General features: G+C 68.0%; 18 protein-coding genes and 1 tRNA gene. 16 read left to right on the top strand and 3 right to left on the bottom strand.

Annotation, left to right across the window (positions count from 1 at the left end):
* Positions 1 to 47: 47 nt before the first annotated feature.
* The 6 genes from rpmG to OG413_RS06470 all read left to right on the top strand — a co-directional run bounded on the left by rpmG (position 48) and on the right by OG413_RS06470 (position 4719).
* Positions 48 to 212 (top strand): 50S ribosomal protein L33, encoded by a 165-nt coding sequence (gene rpmG / locus OG413_RS06495; protein ID WP_003956487.1) that lies wholly within the window; start codon positions 48 to 50, stop codon positions 210 to 212.
* A 102-nt stretch (positions 213 to 314) separates the two neighbouring features.
* The gene (locus tag OG413_RS06490) at positions 315 to 767 is read left to right on the top strand and encodes a MaoC family dehydratase N-terminal domain-containing protein (RefSeq protein ID WP_266803429.1); all 453 of its coding nucleotides are present in this window, start codon (positions 315 to 317) and stop codon (positions 765 to 767) included.
* Entirely contained in the window at positions 767 to 1195 is a 429-nt protein-coding gene (locus OG413_RS06485) for a MaoC family dehydratase (protein WP_266803428.1), read from the top strand. The genes OG413_RS06490 and OG413_RS06485 overlap by 1 nt, the downstream gene beginning before the upstream one ends.
* Before the next feature lie 232 nt (positions 1196 to 1427).
* Entirely contained in the window at positions 1428 to 1976 is a 549-nt protein-coding gene (locus OG413_RS06480) for a TetR/AcrR family transcriptional regulator (RefSeq protein WP_266809933.1), read from the top strand.
* 75 nt (positions 1977 to 2051) lie between these two features.
* A complete protein-coding gene (locus OG413_RS06475) occupies positions 2052 to 3482 on the top strand; it encodes an MFS transporter (RefSeq protein ID WP_266803427.1) in 1431 nt (476 codons plus the stop codon).
* Positions 3483 to 3663: 181 nt separating this feature from the next.
* Positions 3664 to 4719 carry a UDP-N-acetylmuramate dehydrogenase gene (locus OG413_RS06470; protein ID WP_266803426.1) on the top strand — a complete coding sequence of 352 codons (1056 nt, stop codon included), beginning with the start codon at positions 3664 to 3666 and terminating at the stop codon, positions 4717 to 4719.
* Positions 4720 to 4775: 56 nt separating this feature from the next.
* Here the strand turns inward: OG413_RS06470 and OG413_RS06465 are convergent, their stop codons facing one another.
* Complete coding sequence (locus OG413_RS06465) at positions 4776 to 5411, bottom strand: NAD(P)-dependent oxidoreductase (RefSeq protein WP_266803425.1); 636 nt, start codon at positions 5409 to 5411, stop codon at positions 4776 to 4778.
* Positions 5412 to 5498: 87 nt separating this feature from the next.
* Between OG413_RS06465 and OG413_RS06460 the strand changes: the two genes are divergently transcribed.
* Positions 5499 to 6095, top strand: coding sequence for a TetR/AcrR family transcriptional regulator (locus tag OG413_RS06460; RefSeq protein WP_266803424.1), 597 nt, complete (start codon positions 5499 to 5501; stop codon positions 6093 to 6095).
* Here the strand turns inward: OG413_RS06460 and OG413_RS06455 are convergent.
* Both OG413_RS06455 and OG413_RS06450 read right to left on the bottom strand, forming a co-directional pair.
* Positions 6088 to 7113 carry an adenosine deaminase gene (locus OG413_RS06455; RefSeq protein WP_266803423.1) on the bottom strand — a complete coding sequence of 342 codons (1026 nt, stop codon included), beginning with the start codon at positions 7111 to 7113 and terminating at the stop codon, positions 6088 to 6090. The two genes, OG413_RS06460 and OG413_RS06455, sit on opposite strands and share 8 nt — an antisense overlap.
* A gap of 125 nt (positions 7114 to 7238) precedes the next feature.
* A complete protein-coding gene (locus OG413_RS06450; protein ID WP_266803422.1) occupies positions 7239 to 8465 on the bottom strand; it encodes a pyridoxal phosphate-dependent aminotransferase in 1227 nt (408 codons plus the stop codon).
* A 213-nt stretch (positions 8466 to 8678) separates the two neighbouring features.
* Between OG413_RS06450 and OG413_RS06445 the strand changes: the two genes are divergently transcribed.
* From OG413_RS06445 to rpoB, 9 genes are all read left to right on the top strand, one after another.
* Positions 8679 to 8751, top strand: a tRNA-Trp gene (locus OG413_RS06445).
* Between the two features lie 106 nt (positions 8752 to 8857).
* Positions 8858 to 9145: a preprotein translocase subunit SecE gene (gene secE, locus OG413_RS06440; protein ID WP_266803421.1), complete on the top strand. Its 288-nt coding sequence runs from the start codon at positions 8858 to 8860 to the stop codon at positions 9143 to 9145.
* A gap of 73 nt (positions 9146 to 9218) precedes the next feature.
* Entirely contained in the window at positions 9219 to 10136 is a 918-nt protein-coding gene (nusG, locus tag OG413_RS06435) for a transcription termination/antitermination protein NusG (protein ID WP_266803420.1), read from the top strand.
* A 176-nt stretch (positions 10137 to 10312) separates the two neighbouring features.
* Positions 10313 to 10747 carry a 50S ribosomal protein L11 gene (rplK, locus tag OG413_RS06430; RefSeq protein ID WP_024494105.1) on the top strand — a complete coding sequence of 145 codons (435 nt, stop codon included), beginning with the start codon at positions 10313 to 10315 and terminating at the stop codon, positions 10745 to 10747.
* Positions 10748 to 10827: 80 nt separating this feature from the next.
* Positions 10828 to 11550 carry a 50S ribosomal protein L1 gene (gene rplA / locus OG413_RS06425; RefSeq protein WP_073718410.1) on the top strand — a complete coding sequence of 241 codons (723 nt, stop codon included), beginning with the start codon at positions 10828 to 10830 and terminating at the stop codon, positions 11548 to 11550.
* A 174-nt stretch (positions 11551 to 11724) separates the two neighbouring features.
* Positions 11725 to 12645 carry a hypothetical protein gene (locus OG413_RS06420; RefSeq protein ID WP_266803419.1) on the top strand — a complete coding sequence of 307 codons (921 nt, stop codon included), beginning with the start codon at positions 11725 to 11727 and terminating at the stop codon, positions 12643 to 12645.
* 276 nt (positions 12646 to 12921) lie between these two features.
* Entirely contained in the window at positions 12922 to 13482 is a 561-nt protein-coding gene (gene rplJ / locus OG413_RS06415) for a 50S ribosomal protein L10 (protein ID WP_073718408.1), read from the top strand.
* An 85-nt stretch (positions 13483 to 13567) separates the two neighbouring features.
* Positions 13568 to 13951: a 50S ribosomal protein L7/L12 gene (gene rplL / locus OG413_RS06410; RefSeq protein WP_266803418.1), complete on the top strand. Its 384-nt coding sequence runs from the start codon at positions 13568 to 13570 to the stop codon at positions 13949 to 13951.
* 600 nt (positions 13952 to 14551) lie between these two features.
* On the top strand, positions 14552 to 18034 hold the full coding sequence (gene rpoB / locus OG413_RS06405) for a DNA-directed RNA polymerase subunit beta (protein ID WP_073718406.1): 3483 nt from the start codon (positions 14552 to 14554) through the stop codon (positions 18032 to 18034).
* The last annotated feature ends 57 nt before the right edge of the window (positions 18035 to 18091 follow it).

Genomic DNA, 18091 nt, shown 5'->3' with positions numbered 1-18091 from the left:
TCTTTTATGCGTTCATCCGTCCATCCGTCCGTCCAAGGAGCACTCACGTGGCTGCCACCGACGTCCGCCCGAAGATCACGCTGGCCTGCGTGGAGTGCAAGGAGCGGAACTACATCACCAAGAAGAACCGGCGTAACAACCCGGACCGTCTTGAGATGAAGAAGCACTGCCCGCGCTGCAACTCGCACACCGCGCACCGCGAAACCCGCTGAATCAGGCTCGTACACGAGGCCGTCCCCTCTGGGGGCGGCCTCGTGTCGTTGTATGGGGTAGTCCCTGCCCTTATTCGTCTTTCATCAGGAGGTAGCGAGCTCATGGCGCTCGACCAGTCCTTCGTGGGGCGGACCTATCCGCCCACCCCGGCGTACGAGGTCGGCCGGGAGAAGATCCGCGAGTTCGCCGAAGCGGTGGGCGACACCAATCCGGTGTACGTCGATCCGGCGGCCGCGGAGGCGCTCGGGCATTCCGATGTGATCGCGCCGCCCACCTTTGTCTTCTCGATCACTTTCAAGGCCGCCGGGGTGGTCGTGCAGGACCCGCAGCTGGGCCTGGACTACAGCCGTGTGGTGCACGGTGACCAGAAGTTCACGTATGTGCGTCCGGTGCGGGCGGGGGACCGGCTCACGGTCACGTCGACGATCGAGGGCATCAAGTCCCTGGCGGGCAACGACATCCTGGACATCCGGGGCGACGTGCACGACGAGTCCGGTGAGCTCGTCGTGACGGCGTTGACGAAGCTGGTGGCGCGCGCCGCCGAGGAGGCGTGATGACCGCGAAGATCAGTTACGGGTCGGTCGAGGTGGGGACGGAGCTGCCGTCGCAGTCGTTCCCGGTGACGCGGGCGACGCTGGTGCAGTACGCGGGTGCCTCGGGCGACTTCAATCCGATCCACTGGAACGAGAAGTTCGCCCGTGAGGTCGGGCTGCCGGATGTGATCGCGCACGGCATGTTCACGATGGCCGAGGCGATCCGGGTGGTCACGGACTGGGCCGGGGATCCGGCGGCGGTCGTCGAGTACGGGGTGCGGTTCACCAAGCCGGTCGTCGTGCCGAACGACGACAAGGGCGCACTGGTCGAGGTCAGCGGCAAGGTCGCCGCGAAGCTGGACGGCAACCAGGTCCGGGTGGACCTGGTCGCCATGTGTGACGGCAAGAAGGTGCTGGGAATGTCCCGGGCCGTGGTCAGGCTCGCCTGACACGTCGGGGTCTCGACCCGTCGGCGCTGGGCACGAGGCTGCCGTACATGGGGTGGCTGTGCACGAGGTGGCTGTTTACGAGGTGGCTCCCCGCGAAGTGCCTTGCGTAAGGGGCGTCCCTCCAGAGGGGCGCCCCTTACGCATGCCGCCCGCACCGGGCCGGGACGCTGAGTGGTTTCGCACCGGGCTTGCCAAGTTAGTGATTGAGCAATAACTTACCTGCATGGCAAGAATGAGTGCGGAGGAGCGGCGCGAGAGCGTCGTTCGTGCGGCGATCACCGAGTTCGCGCGCGGTGGCTACAACGGCACGTCGACCGAGGCGATCGCGAAGCGGGTCGGTGTCTCGCAGCCGTATCTCTTCCGGCTCTATCCGAACAAGCGGGCCATCTTCCTCGCCGCCGCCGAGCGCTGCCTCGAAGACACCCATCAGGTGTTCATGACGGCCGCCGAAGGGCTGGAGGGCCAGGAGGCGCTGCACGCCATGGCCGCGGCGTACCAGCGGCTCATCGTCGACGACGCCGACAAGCTGCTGATGCAGATGCAGATCTACGCGGCCATCGCGGCGGCGGAGGCGAGCGGGGACCACGAGTTCGGCGAGACGGTGCGGGCCGGCTGGGGGCGGATGTGGGACGACCTCCATATCGTCCTCGGGGGGGATCTGGGCGAGACGACGACGTTCCTGGCGTACGGGATGCTCGTCAACACGCTCGCCTCGCTCGGCTTCCCGGCCGACCATCGCACCTGGTCGGGGCTGTACGAGTCGGCCAGGCCGCCGGGGTGAACAGCGCGACCCGGGTTCGGCCCGGTTTTCTGTCCGTGAAAGTTAGTAATCAATAACTAATGCTCTGGGGGAGCAGTGAACCAGCACACAGCCAGTCGCGGGAGAGCCGTCTGGGCCCTCGTCATCACCAGCGTCGCCGGGTTCATGGCGGCGCTCGACAACCTCGTCGTCACCACCGCGCTGCCGTCCATCCGCGAGAGCCTCGGCGGTGAGCTGAAGGAGCTGGAATGGACGGTGAACGCGTACACCCTCACCTTCGCCGTGCTGCTGATGACCGGTGCCGCGCTCGGTGACCGGTTCGGCAGGCGGCGGATCTTCATCGCCGGGCTGTCCGTCTTCACCGCCGCCTCGGCCGCCGCAGCCCTGTCGCCCGGCATCGACGAGCTCATCGCCTTCCGCGCGGTCCAGGGCGTCGGCGCGGCGATCATGATGCCGCTGACCCTCACGCTGCTGAGCGCCGCCGTCCCGGCCGCCCGGCGGGGCATGGCGCTGGGCATCTTCGGCGCGGTCACCGGCATGGCCGTCGCGAGCGGGCCGCTGATCGGCGGCACGCTCACCGAGCACATCTCCTGGCACTGGATCTTCTGGCTGAACGTCCCGATCGGCCTGGCGCTGCTGCCACTGGCCCGGTGGCGCCTGGCCGAGTCGTACGCCCCCAAGGCCCCGCTCGACATACCCGGCACGGTCCTGGTCAGCGCGGGCCTCTTCGGCATCGTCTACGCCCTGGTCAGCACCACGAGTCACGGCTGGACCAGCGCCACCGTGCTGACCGGGCTGATCGTGGGCACGGCACTGCTCGGCGCGTTCGTGTACCACGGCTTCCACGCGAAGAACCCGATGCTTCCGATGCGGCTCTTCCGCAGCCGCGCCTTCTTCGGGATCAACATCGCGAGCATGCTGATGTTCCTCGGGATGTTCGGATCGATCTTCCTGCTCAGCCAGTTCCTGCAGAACGGGCTCGGCTACTCGCCCACCGAGGCCGGTCTGCGGATGCTGCCCTGGACCGGGATGCCGATGCTGGTCGCGCCGATCGCCGGTTATCTCTCCGACCGGTACGGCGGCCGTCCCGTCGTGGTGACCGGGCTGGTGCTCCAGGCCACCGGCCTCGCGCTCTTCGCGCTGATGATCTCGCCGGGCATGAGTTACGTCTCCCAGCTGCCCGCCCTGATCATCGGCGGCATCGGCATGGCGATGTACTTCGCGCCCGCCGCCAGCCTGGTGCTCTCCAGCGTCCGTGACGGTGAGCAGGGCATCGCCTCCGGCGCCAACAACGCGCTGCGGGAGGTCGGCGGCGCGCTCGGAGTCGCCGTGCTGGCCTCGGTCTTCTCGGCGCGGGGCGGATACGGATCGGCCCGCGCCCTCGCGGACGGAACCGGTCCGGCCGTCTGGATCGGCGCCGGAGTGGTGGCCCTCGCCGCGCTCGTCGCCCTCCTCATCCCTGCCCGGCGCGGTGCGCAGGTGCCGGAGCCCCGTCCGGCCGAGGCTCCGGCCTCCGTCGCGGCCTGAGCCTCCTGCGGGGCAGGCGCGGTCCGTCGTCCGGGCGCGGTGACGTCGTGCGGTCACGGTGACGTCGTGCGGTCACGGTGACGTCGTGCGGTCCGGCCCGTGCGGCCCGACCGGTCCGTGAGGCTCATGCGGTCCGCGGCCCCGCCGAAGAGGCGGGGCCACGGACCGTACCCTTGTCCCCGTGCTGGAACTCCACGATGCCCCCCTCGCCCCCCTGACCACCTTCCGGCTCGGCGGCCCCGCGGCCCGCCTTCTCACGGCCACGACCGACGCCGAGGTGATCGCCGCCGTGCGCGAGGCCGACGGGAGCGGCACGCCGCTCCTGGTCATCGGCGGCGGATCCAACCTGGTCATCGGCGACAAGGGCTTCGACGGCACCGCCCTGCGCATCGCGACCGAGGGCTTCGCCCTGTCCGGTACGACGCTGGAGCTGGCGGCCGGCGAAGTGTGGACCGACGCCGTCGCCCGCACGGTCGAGGCCGGTCTCGCGGGCATCGAGTGCCTGGCCGGGATCCCGGGATCCGCGGGCGCGACGCCGATCCAGAACGTCGGTGCCTACGGTCAGGAGGTGTCCTCCACGATCACGGAGGTCGTCGCCTACGACCGGTACGCACGCGAAACGGTCACGATCCCCAACGCCGAGTGCGCGTTCTCGTACCGGCACAGCCGCTTCAAGGCGGAACCTGATCGCTTTGTCGTGCTCCGTGTCCGTTTCGAGCTGGAAGATGCGGCAGGCCAGTCCGCGCCCCTCAGGTACCCCGAAACGGCACGGGCCATGGGCGTCGAGCAGGGCGAGCGCGTTCCCGCCGCGGCGGCTCGCGAAACGGTGCTGCGTCTGCGCGCGGGCAAGGGCATGGTGCTGGACCCGGAGGACCACGACACGTGGTCGGCCGGCTCCTTCTTCACCAACCCCATCCTCGAACCGGCGCAGTACGAGGCCTTCCTGGGCCGGGCCGAGCAGCGGCTCGGCGACGGCACGACGCCCCCGGCGTTCCCCACCGGGGACGGCCGTACCAAGACCTCGGCGGCCTGGCTGATCGACAAGGCGGGCTTCACCAAGGGGTACGGCACCGGCCCGGCCCGTATCTCCACCAAGCACACCCTCGCCCTCACCAACCGCGGTGGCGCGACCACCGAGGACCTGCTGGCCCTGGCCCGCGAGGTCGTCGCCGGGGTCCACGAGGCATTCGGCGTCACGCTGGTCAACGAACCCGTGACCGTCGGCGTGAGCCTGTAGAGGACGGGCGGGGGCGGCGGGGCGGCGGCTTCGGGAGCCGGAGCGGGCGCCGAAGCTCAGTAGGCGACGCCCACGCCCTGCTTCAGGGCCGCCGGATCGTCGATCAGCGCCAGCATCGCGTGCGCCACGTCGGCCCGCGCGATGACCCGGCCGCCGCGCGGGGTGCCGCCGACGACCTTCCGGTACGTCCCCGTGCGCGGCCCGTTCGTCAGCCTCGGGGGCCGTACGGACGTCCAGTCCGTCGCCGAGCGGGCCAACGCCGCCTCCATCAGCGCCAGATCGGCGTACACCTCCCGCAGGACCGCCCCGACCACCTTGCGCGTCAGCCGGTCCCGCAGCGGGTCGTCCGCCGGCGCGGGCCCGACCGGCGCCGCGCTCACGACCACCAGCCGCCGCACCCCCTCGGCCTCCATCGCCGCCAGCACCTGCCCGGTCAGCCGCTCCGTGATCCCGTCGGCCTTCCGGCCGCCCGCCCCCAACCCGGAGAGCACCGCGTCCCGGCCGGCCACCGCCCGGCGCACCGCGGCCGTGTCGTCGAACCGCACCACCTCGTGGAACGCGGCCCCGGCCAGCCCTTCCGGGAGCTTCGCCGGGTCACGGGCCACGATGGTCACCTCGTGGCCCGCCTCGATCCCCTGGCGGACGATCTCCTGGCCGATGCCGCCCGTCGAGCCGAACACTGTGAGCCTCATGGCGAGCCCTCCTCGGGTGGGTGAGTATTCACTCACCTCTAGGGTGAGTGGGTACTCACCCGCACGTCAAGGTTGGCTGGAGCACGCATGGAGCAGAAACCGGCCCGTGTCCGCATAGTCGACGCCGCGTACGAGCTGATGCTCGGCATCGGCCTCGCCAGGGTCACCACCAAGGAGATCGCCAGGGCGGCGGGCTGCTCGGAAGCGGCGCTGTACAAGTACTTCGCCGGCAAGGAGGAGCTGTTCGTGACGGTGCTCGGCGAGCGGCTGCCCAAGCTCGGCGCCGTCCTGAGCGCCCTGGCCGCCGAGCCGGGGGAGGGCGACATCGAGCGGAACCTCACCGAGATCGCCCGCCAGGCCGCGCTGTTCTACGAGCAGAGTTTCCCGATGGCCGCCTCGCTGTACGCCGAGCCCCAGCTCAAGCGCCGCCACGAGGAGGCCATGCGCGAGCTGGGCACCGGACCGCACAAACCCATCCAGGGACTCGACGCCTACCTCCGTGCCGAACAACGGGCGGGCCGCGTCCGCGCGGACGCCGACACCTACGCGGCGGCCTCGCTGCTGCTGGGAGCCTGCGCCCAGCGGGCCTTCGCGTACGAGATGGCTCCCGGCGGCACGCCCCCGCAGCCGCTCGACGCGTTCGCCGCCTCGATCGCCCGCACCCTGCTCGGCGGAATCAGCTAGCCGAGGGCGGTCGCAGCCACGCGTCGATCCCGCTCAGCATCTTCTCCGCCACGTCGGCCGGCGCCGCCGACCCCCGCACGGACTGCCGGGCCAGTTCGGCCAGCTCCTCGTCGGTGAAGGCGTGATGGTGGCGTACGAGGTCGTACTGCGCGGCCAGCCGGGAACCGAACAGCAGCGGGTCGTCCGCCCCCAGCGCCAACGGCACCCCCGCGTCGAACAGGGTGCGCAGCGGTACGTCCGCGGGCTTCTCGTAGACCCCGAGCGCCACATTGGAGGACGGGCAGACCTCGCAGGTCACCCCGCGCTCCGCCAGCTTCCGCAGCAGCCGGGGGTCCTCCGCCGCGCGTACGCCGTGTCCGATCCGGGTCGCGCCGAGGTCGTCGAGGCAGTCGCGCACACTGGCCGGCCCGGCCAGCTCGCCGCCGTGCGGGGCCGCGAGGAGTCCGCCCTCGCGGGCGATGGCGAAGGCGCGGTCGAAGTCGCGGGCCATCCCGCGGCGCTCGTCGTTGGAGAGCCCGAAGCCGACGACGCCCCGGTCCGCGTACCGCACGGCGAGCCGGGCCAGGGTCCGGGCGTCCAGCGGGTGCTTCATCCGGTTCGCGGCGATCACCACCCGGATCCCGAGCCCGGTCTCCCGGGAGGCGCTGTCCACGGCGTCCAGGATGATCTCGATCGCCGGGATCAGGCCGCCGAGCAGCGGGGCGTACGAGGTGGGGTCGACCTGGATCTCCAGCCACTGGGAGCCGTCCGCGACGTCCTCCTGGGCGCTCTCGCGCACGAGCCGCTGGATGTCCTCCGGGGACCTGAGACAGGACCGGGCGATGTCATAGAGCCGCTGGAAGCGGAACCAGCCCCGCTCATCGGTCGCCCGCAGCCTGGGCGGCTCGCCACCGGTCAGCGCCTCGGGCAGGTGTACGCCGTACTTGTCGGCTAGTTCGAGCAGGGTGGCGGGCCGCATCGACCCGGTGAAGTGCAGGTGCAGGTGGGCCTTGGGCAACAGACGTACATCACGCTCCATCGGTAGATCCTGCCGCACGAGCGGGCCGGAGCGGAAGCCGCTTTCCCTCTTGGGGCGCCGATCGAACAAAAAGTGCCCCCCGGCCGCGGCCGGGGAGCACTTTCCGGGGTGAGGGAGTGACCGGGTCAGTCCTTGGCCTCGCCCAGCAGCTTCTGGAGCCGGGAGACGCCCTCGACGAGGTCGTCGTCGCCCAGGGCGTACGACAGCCGCAGGTAACCCGGCGTACCGAAGGCCTCGCCCGGTACGACGGCGACCTCGGCCTCGTCCAGGATGAGCGCCGCGAGCTCCACGGAGGTGGCGGGGCGCTTGCCGCGGATCTCCTTGCCGAGGAGCTCCTTCACCGACGGGTACGCGTAGAACGCGCCCTCGGGCTCCGGGCAGAGCACGCCGTCGATCTCGTTGAGCATCCGCACGATGAGGCTGCGGCGGCGGTCGAAGGCGGAACGCATCTCGGCGACCGCGTCCAGCGGGCCGGAGACGGCGGCCAGCGCGGCGATCTGGGCGACGTTGGAGACATTGGAGGTGGCGTGCGACTGAAGGTTGGTGGCGGCCTTCACGACGTCCTTCGGGCCGATGATCCAGCCCACGCGCCAGCCGGTCATCGCGTACGTCTTGGCGACACCGTTGACCACGATGCACTTGTCGCGCAGCTCGGGCAGGATCGCCGGGAGCGAGGTGAACTTCGCGTCGCCGTAGACGAGGTGCTCGTAGATCTCGTCGGTCAGCACCCACAGGCCGTGCTCGACGGCCCAGCGGCCGATCGCCTCGGCGTCGGGCTCGCTGTAGACGGCGCCGGTCGGGTTGGACGGCGAGACGAACAGGACGACCTTCGTGCGCTCGGTGCGCGCGGCTTCGAGCTGCTCGACGGAGACCCGGTAGCCGGTGGTCTCGTCGGCGACGACCTCGACCGGGACACCGCCCGCGAGACGGATGGACTCGGGGTAGGTGGTCCAGTACGGGGCGGGGACGATGACCTCGTCGCCCGGGTCGAGGATCGCGGCGAACGCCTCGTAGATGGCCTGCTTGCCGCCGTTGGTCACCAGGACCTGGGAGGCGTCGACCTCGTAGCCGGAGTCGCGCAGTGTCTTCTCCGCGATGGCGGCCTTGAGCTCCGGGAGCCCGCCGGCCGGGGTGTAGCGGTGGTACTTCGGGTTGCGGCAGGCCTCGACCGCGGCGTCGACGATGTAGCCGGGGGTCGGGAAGTCGGGCTCACCGGCGCCGAAGCCGATCACCGGTCGCCCGGCGGCCTTGAGGGCCTTCGCCTTGGCGTCGACGGCGAGGGTCGCGGACTCGGAAATCGCACCGACGCGGGCGGAGACCCGACGCTCGGACGGAGAAGTTGCAGCGCTCATGCTCCCCATGTTCCCAGACTGGAATTGCCGTCGGCACAGGGGTTTCAGGGACCGGACAGGACCTGGACAGCATGCGGACAGGACCGGTCGGTTCCTGTCTGTTCGACGCGAGGGCCCCGAGCACGTACACTCACCTGTCGTTGGCCTTCACCAGCCGCACCGTTCCCGCACCCGACCACCGGGGAGGATGCGGTAGGTTGGTGGAAACCACAAAGGGTCGTAGCTCAATTGGTAGAGCACTGGTCTCCAAAACCAGCGGTTGGGGGTTCAAGTCCCTCCGGCCCTGCTACACACTCCTTCGCCAGGATGTGTGCGCATGTACGTACTTCATTGCACAGCCGTGCGGCTCCACCGGGCGCGGCACGGCCACGACCCGGAATCAGGTGAGTAGCGTGACGGACGCCGTGGGCTCCATCGACATGCCTGATGCCGAGGATGAAGTCCCCGAGTCGAAGAAGAAGGCTCGGAAGGGCGGCAAGCGCGGCAAGAAGGGCCCCCTGGGGCGCCTCGCGCTGTTCTACCGCCAGATCGTCGCAGAGTTGCGCAAGGTCGTCTGGCCGACTCGTAACCAGCTGACCACGTACACCGCAGTGGTGATTGTGTTCGTCGTTGTCATGATTGGTCTTGTTACCGTGATTGACACGGGATTCGCGCGGGTCATCAAGTACGTTTTCGGCTGATCTGCGGGAGGCGTCCGACAGGGCGCCCCTTTCGCATGTTCCACCCATTTGTATCCAGGAAGAAGCAGCCATCGTGTCTGACCCGAACCTGAACGACGCCGTCGAGCCCAAGGCTGGCGCCTTCGAGTCCGCCGAGGACGAGCTCGACATCGTTGAGGCGGCGGATTCTGTGGAGCCGGACCAGGCCGAAGCTGCTGATGAAGCTGCGGGCGAGCCCGCCGAGCAGGCCGCCGTGCACACCGAGTCGGAGGAGTCCGACGAGGTCGACGCTTCCTCCGACGAGGACGCCACCGACGAGGACGCCGACAGCGACGACGCCGAGGCTGCCGACGACGAGAGCGCCGACGAGGAAGAGGCCGAGCCGGCCGCCCCCGTCGACCCCGTCACCGCCCTGCGCGACGAGCTTCGCGGTCTTCCCGGCGAGTGGTACGTCATCCACACGTACGCCGGGTACGAGAAGCGCGTGAAGGCCAACCTGGAGCAGCGCGCCGTCTCGCTCAACGTCGAGGACTTCATCTACCAGGCCGAAGTGCCCGAGGAAGAGATCGTCCAGATCAAGAACGGCGAGCGCAAGAACGTCCGCCAGAACAAGCTCCCGGGTTACGTCCTGGTGCGCATGGACCTGACGAACGAGTCCTGGGGTGTTGTCCGCAACACTCCCGGCGTCACCGGCTTCGTGGGCAACGCCTACGACCCGTACCCGCTGACCCTGGACGAGATCGTCAAGATGCTCGCCCCCGAGGCCGAGGAGAAGGCGGCCCGCGAGGCGGCCGAGGCCGAGGGCAAGCCGGCTCCGTCCCGCAAGGTCGAGGTCCAGGTGCTGGACTTCGAGGTCGGGGACTCGGTCACCGTCACCGACGGCCCGTTCGCGACGCTCCAGGCGACGATCAACGAGATCAACGCCGACTCGAAGAAGGTCAAGGGCCTGGTCGAGATCTTCGGTCGCGAGACCCCGGTCGAGCTCAGCTTCGACCAGATCCAGAAGAACTAGCACCTCCCGCCGGTTTCTGGACACATGCCTACCGAGCAGGTCAGACAGGCTTCGCAGCCCGTCTGACCTGCTCGGTTTTTGGTCGCGCAGCTATACCCGTTATCGTTGTGCGGTATGCCTCCATCCGGATGACCGGACTGGCGGCGAAAAACTCTCAACTGGACCCGGAGAGAGCAATGCCTCCCAAGAAGAAGAAGGTCACGGGGCTTATCAAGCTCCAGATCAACGCCGGTGCGGCCAACCCGGCGCCGCCGGTCGGCCCCGCACTGGGTCAGCACGGCGTCAACATCATGGAGTTCTGCAAGGCCTACAACGCCGCGACCGAGTCGCAGCGTGGCATGGTCGTGCCGGTGGAGATCACGGTCTACGACGACCGCTCCTTCACCTTCATCACCAAGACTCCGCCGGCCGCCAAGCTGATCCTCAAGGCCGCAGGTGTGGACAAGGGCTCCGGCGAGCCGCACAAGACCAAGGTTGCCAAGCTCACGGCTGCCCAGGTCCGCGAGATCGCCACGACGAAGCTCCCCGACCTGAACGCCAATGACCTCGACGCCGCGTCGAAGATCATCGCTGGCACCGCCCGTTCCATGGGCATCACGGTCGAAGGCTGATTCAGCCCCGTAGCCCTCAGTGGTAGGACCAAGCGCTGGTCCGCACCACGACTCCACACCCTGAAACCACAGGAGTAGAAGTGAAGCGCAGCAAGACCCTCCGCGCTGCGGACGCGAAGATCGACCGGGAGCGCAACTACGCCCCCCTCGAGGCCGTCCGTATCGCCAAGGAGACCTCCGCCACCAAGTTCGACAGCACCGTCGAGGTCGCGTTCAGCCTGGGTGTTGACCCTCGCAAGGCCGACCAGATGGTCCGTGGCACCGTGAACCTGCCGCACGGCACCGGCAAGACCGCCCGGGTCCTGGTCTTCGCGACCGGTGACCGTGCTGCGGCCGCGGAAGCCGCGGGCGCCGACATCGTCGGCTCCGACGAGCTCATCGACGAGGTGGCGAAGGGCCGTCTGGACTTCGACGCCGTCGTCGCCACTCCGGACCTCATGGGCAAGGTCGGCCGCCTCGGCCGCGTGCTCGGTCCGCGTGGTCTGATGCCGAACCCGAAGACGGGCACCGTCACCCCCGATGTCGTGAAGGCTGTCAACGACATCAAGGGCGGCAAGATCGAGTTCCGCGTCGACAAGCACTCGAACCTGCACTTCATCATCGGAAAGGTCTCCTTCGACGAGACCAAGCTGGTGGAGAACTACGCAGCGGCGCTGGACGAGATCCTCCGTCTGAAGCCGTCCGCCGCCAAGGGCCGCTACATCAAGAAGGCCACGCTGGCCACCACGATGGGCCCCGGCATCCCGCTGGACTCCAACCGCACCCGCAACCTCCTCGTCGAGGAGGACCCGGCCGCCGTCTGAGCCACCGTGCTCACCAGGTAGTCGCGTCACACGCGTGCTTTGTGACGGGCCCCGCAACCTTTCGAGGTGCGGGGCCCGTCCTCGTATCCGAAGGATGCGTCCGGTAGTACGACCAACTGTCGGTCCTCTGTGCCAGTGTGGGACGTCAGGACGAAGCGAGGGGTGGAGCGGCAGATGACGACGACCAGGACTGTACGGCGGGTGTGCGTGGCCTTCGCGTCGGTGGCGGCGCTGACTTCGGTGGCGGCCTGCAGCGGTTCCAACGACGCCGGTGGCACCGGCAAGGAGGGGACGGGCGCGGGCGGCGCGGTGAAGGGCGAGCAGGTCGCCGCGCTGCGCCAGGTGCAGGAGAAGACCGGTGGAGCCAAGTCGGCCAAGGTCGAGGGCACCACCGTGATGGGCAGCGACATGTCGATGACGCAGAGCGGAGTCATTGACTGGAGCAAAGGGCTCACGGGCTCCCTGAAGATCACCTACACCGGGGGCACGATGGGCGATGCCCTGAAGAAGTCCGGTGGCGACGGCTCGATGCAGGCCCGGTACCTCAAGGACGAGTACTACGCCAACATGGGCGACGCCTTCGCCGCCAACATCGGCGGCAAGCACTGGGTCCGGTACGCCTACAAGGACCTCGCCGAGATGTCCGGGGCCTCCGGCGGGGTGATGAAGGACCAGATGGAGAGCAGCACCCCCGAGCAGGGCGTGAAGGCGCTGCTGGCCTCCGGCGACGTGAAGAAGGTCGGCCAGGAGGACGTACGGGGGGTGCCCACGACGCACTACTCCGGGACGGTCGACGTGGCGGAGCTGACCGCGAAGAGCGGGGCCCTGGACAAGGCACAGGTCGCGGCGCTCAAGAAGCAGCTCGACCAGGCCGGCATCACCACGGAGACCGTGGACATCTGGGTCGACAAGAACGACCTGCTGGTGAAGAAGACCGAGCGCGGTCAGATGAAGACCGGCGAGCTCAATACGACGGTCTACTACAGCGACTACGGGACCGAGGTCGCGGTGGAGAAGCCCCCGGCCGCCGACACGGTCGACTTCGCGGACATCCTGAAGCAGCAGGGCGCCGCCGCGGGCGCGGACGCGTCCTAAACCTCACGCACCCACCCGATCCGGGACGGATTTGCCCGACGCGGCCCCGGTCGCGTACTCTCGTGAAGAAGCCAAAGACCGCTGGTCGTCGCTGTGCTCTCGCAAGAGGGAACAGTGACCGAAGGATCCGCTGAGAACGGACGACCTGCGCAGGTGACTGTGGAAAGCTCCCGGACTCTGTCCGGTCGAGCTACGCCCTGGCACTTGTGCTGGGGCGTTTCGTCTTTTACGGCACCTTCTGAGCGGTCCTCATCACCCGGAAGGAGGCCGACGCTCATGGCAAGGCCCGACAAGGCTGCCGCGGTAGCCGAGCTGACGGACCAGTTCCGCAGCTCGAACGCCGCCGTGCTGACCGAGTACCGGGGTCTCACCGTGGCACAGCTCAAGGAGCTGCGCCGTTCGCTCGGTGAGAACGCCCAGTACGCCGTGGTGAAGAACACGCTGACCAAGATTGCGGCCAACGAGGCCGGGATCAACACGCTGGACGACCTGTTCTCGGGTCCGACGGCGGTTGCCTTCGTCACCGGTGACCCGGTGGAGTCGGCGAAGGGTCTTCGTGACTTCGCCAAGGACAACCCCAACCTCATCATCAAGGGCGGTGTCCTTGACGGTAAGGCGCTGTCCGCCGATGAGTTCAAGAAGCTCGCGGACCTTGAGTCCCGCGAGGTTCTGCTCGCCAAGGTGGCCGGTGGAATCAAGGCGTCGATGGCCAAGGCCGCGGCGACGTTCCAGGCCCCGCTGTCGGAGTTCGTCCGCACCGCGGACGCCCTTCGCGCCAAGGTCGAGCAGGGCGGTGCCGGTACGCCGGCTCCCGCCGACGCCGAGGTGGCGGAGTAACCCTCCGCTCCACGGCTCGCAGCGGGCCCGTACGCCCGCCTTCATATACACCCGGCACCTGCCGACTTAGTGGAAGGACGCCATCATGGCGAAGCTGTCCCAGGACGACCTGCTCGCGCAGTTCGAGAACCTGACCCTCATCGAGCTCGCTGACTTCGTCAAGGCCTTCGAGGAGAAGTTCGACGTCAAGGCTGCCGCCCCGGTCGCCGTCGCCGCCGCCGGTGGCGCTGCCGCCGCCGCGGACGCCCCGGAGGAGCAGGACGAGTTCGACGTCGTCCTCACCGGCGCCGGCGAGAAGAAGATCCAGGTCATCAAGGTCGTGCGTGAGCTGACCTCGCTGGGTCTCAAGGAGGCCAAGGACCTCGTCGACGGCACCCCGAAGCCGGTCCTCGAGAAGGTCGCCAAGGAGGTCGCCGAGAAGGCTGCCGACTCCCTCAAGGCCGCCGGCGCTTCCGTCGAGGTCAAGTGACCCTGCGAGTCATCTGACTCCTCAGGACCGTCTCTGCCGCAAGGCGGGGATGTCACATCGCAAAGGGCGATCACCCATCCGGGTGGTCGCCCTTTGGCGTGCCCGTGGCGGGTGCCTTGCTCTTCCGGCGGTGACGAGTATGGTGATCTTCGCCGTGCGCCTCTCAGGGGGCCTCCTACGGCGTCCAGGGGCGGCTGGAGAGGATCGCTGGGGATCGGTCCCGGCTCGGGGGCCTTGACGAACCGCACGAGGCGCGCAATTCTCAGGGGCGCGTCATCACATCGATCCGAATCCGAGGCATGGATCGAGAGTGAAGAGGGCAGTAAAGAAGAGCGCACCCCGCGCAAGGACTAGGCATAGGTGTTGAGAACAGCTGTTGAGAGCAACGTGGGTCTCTGAGAACCCCGACTGGACATCAGTGTGGCGCTTGGCTACACTGACCCTTTGCGCTGCCTGTTAGCTGCCTCCTGCCCGTCACCAGGGGCATGCCCACGCTTGAGCACCGATGGCTGATCCTCCCTTACCTGGGATATCTGTCTTTGTGTCCAACTTGGGACCGGTACGCGCGTAGTGAGTCCGAGCCCTCGGAAGGACCCCCTCTTGGCCGCCTCGCGCAACGCCTCGACCGCGAATACGAACAACGGTGCCAGCACCGCCCCGCTGCGCATCTCTTTTGCAAAGATCAAGGAGCCCCTCGAGGTTCCGAACCTCCTCGCGCTGCAGACCGAGAGCTTTGACTGGCTCCTCGGTAACGCCGCCTGGAAGGCTCGCGTCGAGGCTGCTCTGGACAGTGGACAAGACGTCCCCACCAAGTCCGGCCTGGAGGAGATCTTCGAGGAGATTTCGCCGATCGAGGACTTCTCCGGGTCGATGTCGCTTACGTTCCGCGACCACCGCTTCGAGCCCCCGAAGAACTCGATCGACGAGTGCAAGGAGCGCGACTTCACGTTCGCCGCGCCGCTCTTCGTCACGGCCGAGTTCACCAACAACGAGACCGGCGAGATCAAGTCCCAGACGGTCTTCATGGGCGACTTCCCGCTCATGACCAACAAGGGCACCTTCGTCATCAACGGCACCGAGCGTGTCGTCGTGTCGCAGCTGGTCCGCTCGCCGGGTGTCTACTTCGACTCCTCCATCGACAAGACGTCCGACAAGGACATCTTCTCGGCCAAGATCATCCCGTCCCGGGGTGCCTGGCTGGAGATGGAGATCGACAAGCGCGACATGGTCGGTGTCCGCATCGACCGCAAGCGCAAGCAGTCCGTGACCGTTCTCCTCAAGGCTCTCGGTTGGACCACCGAGCAGATCCTCGAAGAGTTCGGCGAGTACGAGTCCATGCGCGCCACCCTGGAGAAGGACCACACCCAGGGCCAGGACGACGCGCTGCTCGACATCTACCGCAAGCTGCGTCCGGGCGAGCCGCCCACGCGCGAGGCCGCTCAGACGCTGCTCGAGAACCTCTACTTCAACCCGAAGCGCTACGACCTCGCGAAGGTCGGCCGCTACAAGGTGAACAAGAAGCTCGGCGCGGACGAGCCGCTGGACGCCGGTGTGCTCACCAGCGACGACATCATCGCGACCATCAAGTACCTGGTGAAGCTGCACGCCGGGGAGCTTGAGACCGTCGGTGAGTCCGGCCGGACGATCGTCGTCGAGACCGACGACATCGACCACTTCGGCAACCGTCGTCTGCGTAACGTCGGCGAGCTCATCCAGAACCAGGTCCGTACGGGTCTCGCCCGTATGGAGCGCGTCGTGCGTGAGCGCATGACGACCCAGGACGTCGAGGCGATCACGCCGCAGACCCTGATCAACATCCGGCCGGTCGTCGCCTCCATCAAGGAGTTCTTCGGCACCAGCCAGCTGTCGCAGTTCATGGACCAGAACAACCCGCTGTCGGGTCTCACCCACAAGCGCCGCCTGTCGGCTCTTGGCCCGGGTGGTCTGTCCCGTGAGCGGGCCGGCTTCGAGGTCCGTGACGTGCACCCGTCCCACTACGGACGCATGTGCCCGATCGAGACCCCTGAAGGCCCGAACATCGGTCTGATCGGTTCGCTCGCCTCGTACGGACGCGTCAACGCGTTCGGTTTCATCGAGACGCCGTACCGCAAGGTCGTCGACGGTCAGGTCACCGACGAGGTCGACTACATCACGGCCGACGAGGAAGACCGTTACGTCATCGCCCAGGCGAACGCGACGCTCTCCGACGAGCTGCGCTTCACCGAGCCCCGCGTCCTGGTCCGCCGTCGTGGCGGAGAGGTCGACTACGTGCCCGGCACGGACGTCGACTACATGGACGTCTCGCCGCGCCAGATGGTGTCCGTCGCCACCGCGATGATTCCCTTCCTGGAGCACGACGACGCCAACCGTGCCCTCATGGGCGCGAACATGATGCGGCAGGCGGTGCCGCTCATCAAGTCGGAGGCCCCGCTCGTCGGCACCGGCATGGAGTACCGCTGCGCCACCGACGCCGGTGACGTGCTCAAGGCCGAGAAGGACGGTGTGGTCCAGGAGGTCTCCGCGGACTACATCACCGTCACGAACGACGACGGCACGTACACCACGTACCGCATCGCCAAGTTCATGCGCTCCAACCAGGGCACCTCGGTCAACCAGAAGGTTGTCGTCTCCGAGGGTGACCGGGTCATCGCCGAGCAGGTCCTCGCCGACGGTCCGGCCACCGAGAACGGCGAGATGGCCCTCGGCAAGAACCTCCTCGTGGCGTTCATGCCCTGGGAGGGTCACAACTACGAGGACGCGATCATCCTGTCGCAGCGCCTCGTGCAGGACGACGTCCTCTCCTCGATCCACATCGAGGAGCACGAGGTCGACGCCCGTGACACCAAGCTCGGCCCGGAGGAGATCACCCGGGACATCCCGAACGTCTCCGAAGAGGTCCTCGCCGACCTCGACGAGCGCGGCATCATCCGTATCGGTGCCGAGGTCGTCGCCGGTGACATCCTCGTCGGCAAGGTCACGCCCAAGGGTGAGACCGAGCTGACCCCCGAGGAGCGCCTGCTCCGCGCGATCTTCGGTGAGAAGGCGCGCGAGGTGCGCGACACCTCGCTGAAGGTCCCGCACGGCGAGATCGGCAAGGTCATCGGCGTCCGCGTCTTCGACCGCGAAGAGGGCGACGAGCTGCCGCCGGGCGTGAACCAGCTGGTCCGCGTCTACGTCGCGCAGAAGCGCAAGATCACCGATGGTGACAAGCTCGCCGGCCGTCATGGCAACAAGGGCGTCATCTCGAAGATCCTGCCGATCGAGGACATGCCGTTCCTGGAGGACGGCACCCCGGTCGACATCATCCTCAACCCGCTGGGTGTCCCGTCCCGAATGAACCCGGGACAGGTCCTCGAAATCCACCTCGGCTGGCTCGCCAGCCAGGGCTGGAAGGTCGAGGGCAGCGAGGAGTGGATGGAGCGTCTGAAGGCGATCGGTGCCGACGACGTCGCCGCCGGTACCAACGTCGCGACCCCGGTCTTCGACGGTGCCCGCGAGGACGAGATCTCCGGCCTCTTCGAGTCCACGATCCCGAACCGCGACGGCAACCGGATGGTCCAGCCCTCCGGCAAGGCCAACCTGTTCGACGGCCGCTCCGGCGAGCCGTTCCCCGAGCCGGTCTCGGTCGGCTACATGTACATCCTCAAGCTCCACCACCTGGTCGACGACAAGCTCCACGCCCGTTCGACCGGTCCGTACTCCATGATCACCCAGCAGCCGCTGGGTGGTAAGGCTCAGTTCGGTGGACAGCGCTTCGGTGAGATGGAGGTGTGGGCGCTGGAGGCTTATGGCGCCGCTTACGCCCTCCAGGAGCTGCTGACGATCAAGTCCGACGACGTGACCGGCCGCGTGAAGGTCTACGAGGCGATCGTCAAGGGCGAGAACATCCCCGAGCCGGGCATCCCTGAGTCCTTCAAGGTGCTCATCAAGGAAATGCAGTCGCTCTGCCTCAACGTGGAGGTGCTGTCCTCGGACGGTATGTCCATCGAGATGCGTGACACGGACGAGGACGTCTTCCGCGCGGCGGAGGAACTCGGTATCGACCTGTCCCGGCGCGAGCCGAGCAGCGTCGAAGAGGTCTGACGGGTTGGCCGGCCGGATCCCTGTGATCCGGCCGGCTCTCCCCGGACCCGTTCAGAC

Source organism: Streptomyces sp. NBC_01433, assembly GCF_026340105.1.
Classification (GTDB): Bacteria; Actinomycetota; Actinomycetes; order Streptomycetales; family Streptomycetaceae; genus Streptomyces.
The sequence above is the reverse complement of the archived record's forward strand: the minus strand, read 5'-3'. Positions and strand labels throughout refer to the sequence as shown.